Origin of the sequence: Actinacidiphila epipremni (assembly GCF_012034175.1) — a bacterium.
Classification (GTDB): domain Bacteria; phylum Actinomycetota; class Actinomycetes; order Streptomycetales; family Streptomycetaceae; genus Actinacidiphila; species Actinacidiphila epipremni.
In genome coordinates, this window is the sequence record NZ_JAATEJ010000098.1 from 1 (window position 1) to 296 (window position 296).

The following is a 296-nucleotide window of genomic DNA, read 5'->3' on the forward strand; positions in this document are numbered from 1 at the left end:
CGACGCTCCCACGGCTTGTAGGCACACGGTTTCAGGTACTATTTCACTCCGCTCCCGCGGTACTTTTCACCATTCCCTCACGGTACTATCCGCTATCGGTCACCAGGGAATATTTAGGCTTAGCGGGTGGTCCCGCCAGATTCACACAGGATTTCTCGGGCCCTGTGCTACTTGGGAAATGAACAAGCAAGCCACCACGATTTCAGCTACGGGGGTCTTACCCTCTACGCCGGGCCTTTCGCATGCCCTTCGCCTATCGCAATGGTTTCTGACTCACCCAGCCGCCGGCAGACGAC

1 rRNA gene is annotated in these 296 nt (G+C 57.1%); it reads right to left on the reverse strand.

Features of this window, described 5'->3' with window-relative positions:
- Nucleotides 1-296, reverse strand: a 23S ribosomal RNA gene (locus HCN08_RS34625); the annotation flags it as partial.